At 43.0% G+C, this 2,644-nt stretch carries 3 protein-coding genes; all 3 read right to left on the bottom strand.

Annotated features, from left to right (window positions below; translation table 11 throughout):
• Nucleotides 1-318, bottom strand: a 318-nt coding sequence (locus SPADD19_RS01895; RefSeq protein ID WP_241496400.1) for an OB-fold nucleic acid binding domain-containing protein, incomplete at its 3' end; no start/stop codon positions are given.
• Between the two features lie 268 nt (nucleotides 319-586).
• Nucleotides 587-1,930, bottom strand: a complete 1,344-nt coding sequence (locus SPADD19_RS01890; RefSeq protein WP_061455059.1) for an ABC transporter permease — start codon at nucleotides 1,928-1,930, stop codon at nucleotides 587-589.
• Nucleotides 1,930-2,625: an ABC transporter ATP-binding protein gene (locus SPADD19_RS01885; protein ID WP_061455058.1), complete on the bottom strand. Its 696-nt coding sequence runs from the start codon at nucleotides 2,623-2,625 to the stop codon at nucleotides 1,930-1,932. The genes SPADD19_RS01890 and SPADD19_RS01885 overlap by 1 nt, the downstream gene beginning before the upstream one ends.
• Between the last annotated feature and the right edge of the window lie 19 nt (nucleotides 2,626-2,644).

Raw genomic sequence — 2,644 nt, 5'->3', positions numbered from 1 at the left:
GATTTCGTAGTTTTCTTCTCCAACAGCATCCTTACGAACGTAGATCTGAATTTGACCTTCACGGTCTTGAAGATGGGCAAAGCCAACCTTTCCTTTTCCACGTTTGGTTACGAGACGACCAGCAATAATAGCTGTTTCGTTCAAGTCGTGGAGTTGTTCTTTATCTAATTCTGAATATTTTTCTTTTAATTGACCTGAATTTGCAGTGCGTTCGAATCGCTTCCCAAATGGATCGATTCCTTGTTCACGAAGGGCCGCCATTTTCTCACGACGGACAATCTGCTGGTCATTCAATTCTTCCATATGTTCAGTAGTCATTTGGAACCTCCTAAGTTATTCTCCCCTATTCTATCATATTTGGACCAGAAATTCACTAATATTTACCAATTAAACAAAAATAAGGCTAGGTAAAATGTAACCTCTCGAAGCTATACTCAAATAATATCCGAAAACTGTCATTGACTGCTTAAACTGTTTAACCTGTACAGGGCGAGATAATTGAAAATGTTTCGACAAACTATTCCACAACAGCAGCAAAAAGGAGCGTGGAGAATCTTAAACCATTCATCCTGACTCGCTCCTATTTTTATTCATAACGCAGTGCTTCGATCGGATTTAACTTAGAAGCCTTATTCGCTGGTAAAATTCCAAAGATGATGCCTACAAAAGCAGAGAAAATAATACTGCCGATAGCGACATTTAAGGAAATAATCGGTGGGCCTTCTAGGGAGGCTGCTGCGAGTGTAGTAATCAAGCTATTCACACCATAAGCAAGTCCAAGTCCAATCAGCCCACCAATGATGGTCAAGACCATCGACTCAATCAAAAATTGAACCAGAATCTTACCTCGAGTTGCTCCCAATGCTTTGCGAAGACCAATTTCTCTCGTCCGCTCTGTCACAGAAACCAACATGATATTCATGACTCCAATCCCGCCAACCAAAAGGGAAATCCCTGCAATGGCACCGATCACTGACGTCATAATTCCTACTACTTTTTTGGTTTCCTCTAGGATGCTATCCAAATTAAAGATTTGAAATTCTCCTTGGCGAACACCTGAAAGTTCTGTTAACTTTTGAGCAGCCTCAATCCCAACGGTTTTAATCTGCTTCACATCTGGCACATGGACGACAATATTTTGAATTTCATCCGTTCCGAATTCAGAGGCGAGTTGGGTATTGGCCATCAAGGCACTTCCACCTGAGGAAGCTCCGTAAAGAGCTGTTCCTGCATTTGGATCCTTGAAAATACCAACGACGCGATAATTGTTATCCCCAACAGAGACCACCTGATTCAGTGGATTCTCCGTTCCAAATAATTGTTGGGCCAATCCTTCATCAAGGAGCACCACCCGGGAGAAATTACTATAGTCTGAAGGGGTTAATTTTCGTCCAGATAAGAGCTCAACCTTTTTGACAGAAAAATAGGTTTCATTTACTCCTTGGATGTTTACCCCTTCTGCTTTTTTCTTTTGAAAAGCAATGGTTGCATTGGAGGTATTGCTAACATAGTAACCATCGATGCCTTGAATCTTGGTTAATTCCTTAACCCAAGATTCTTGCACAACTGGTGGTGCTTCTTGGACTTGACCATCAACATCTTCAGCGTTTTCCCCATCGATATCCGATGGAGCAGCCATCCCTCGGTCTTCAGCTGCAGGGCCACTTTCGCCTCCGTCTTCTCCTTCTCCAGTATCATCAGAAGGGCCAATATTGATCCCAGTCACATAGCCACTCTTGTTGGGAGAATAAGAGATTTGTACATACTCTTGGTCCTTGGTGAAGGTCTTGGTGACACCAGCTTTCATACCATCTCCCAGAGCCATGATGACAACCACAGAAGCGACCCCAATAATGATCCCCACCATGGTCAAGAAAGACCGTAATTTATGGCTCATAATTGAGCTGATCGCAAATTTCCAATTTTGCATTAGGTCCCCCTTTCCAGCTTGCTATCTGAGGAGATCACTCCATCACGAATGACGATGCGACGATGCGCAAAGGCTGCAATTTCTGGCTCGTGTGTAACCATGATAATGGTTTTTCCTTCTTGGTTTAGCTTGGTTAACAAGTCCATTATTTGCTCCCCCGTCTTGGTATCTAGGGCTCCAGTCGGCTCATCTGCTAAGACGATGGCTGGCTGATTGACAAGGGCTCGAGCAATAGCAACCCGCTGTTTTTGACCTCCTGAGAGCTCTGAAGGCAAATGGTGCATGCGAGAATGGAGCTCTACCTTTTCAAGGTATTGCTCTGCTAATTCCTTCCGTTTAGCAGGATGAACTCCTGCATAAATGAGAGGCAGTTCCACATTTTGAAAGGCATCGAGCTTAGAGAGAAGAAAGAATAGTTGAAAGACAAAACCGATCTGTTCATTTCGAACACGTGCTAATTTTTTCTCACTGAGGTTTCCAACTTCCTGACCTTCTAGAAAATACTCTCCACTGGTCGGGCGGTCCAACAAGCCAATGACATTCATCAAGGTCGATTTCCCTGAACCAGATGGACCCATAATGGCCACAAACTCACCCTCTTCGACTTCTAAATCGATGTCTTTTAAGACACGAAGTTCCTGATCCCCATTTTTATAGGTTTTATTGATTCCTTTTAGTTCAATCAATTTTGTCATATTTTCCGATCTCTTTTCC

Origin of the sequence: Streptococcus parasanguinis (genome assembly GCF_001578955.1) — a bacterium.
Taxonomy (GTDB): domain Bacteria; phylum Bacillota; class Bacilli; order Lactobacillales; family Streptococcaceae; genus Streptococcus; species Streptococcus parasanguinis_U.
The sequence above is the reverse complement of the archived record's forward strand: the minus strand, read 5'-3'. Positions and strand labels throughout refer to the sequence as shown.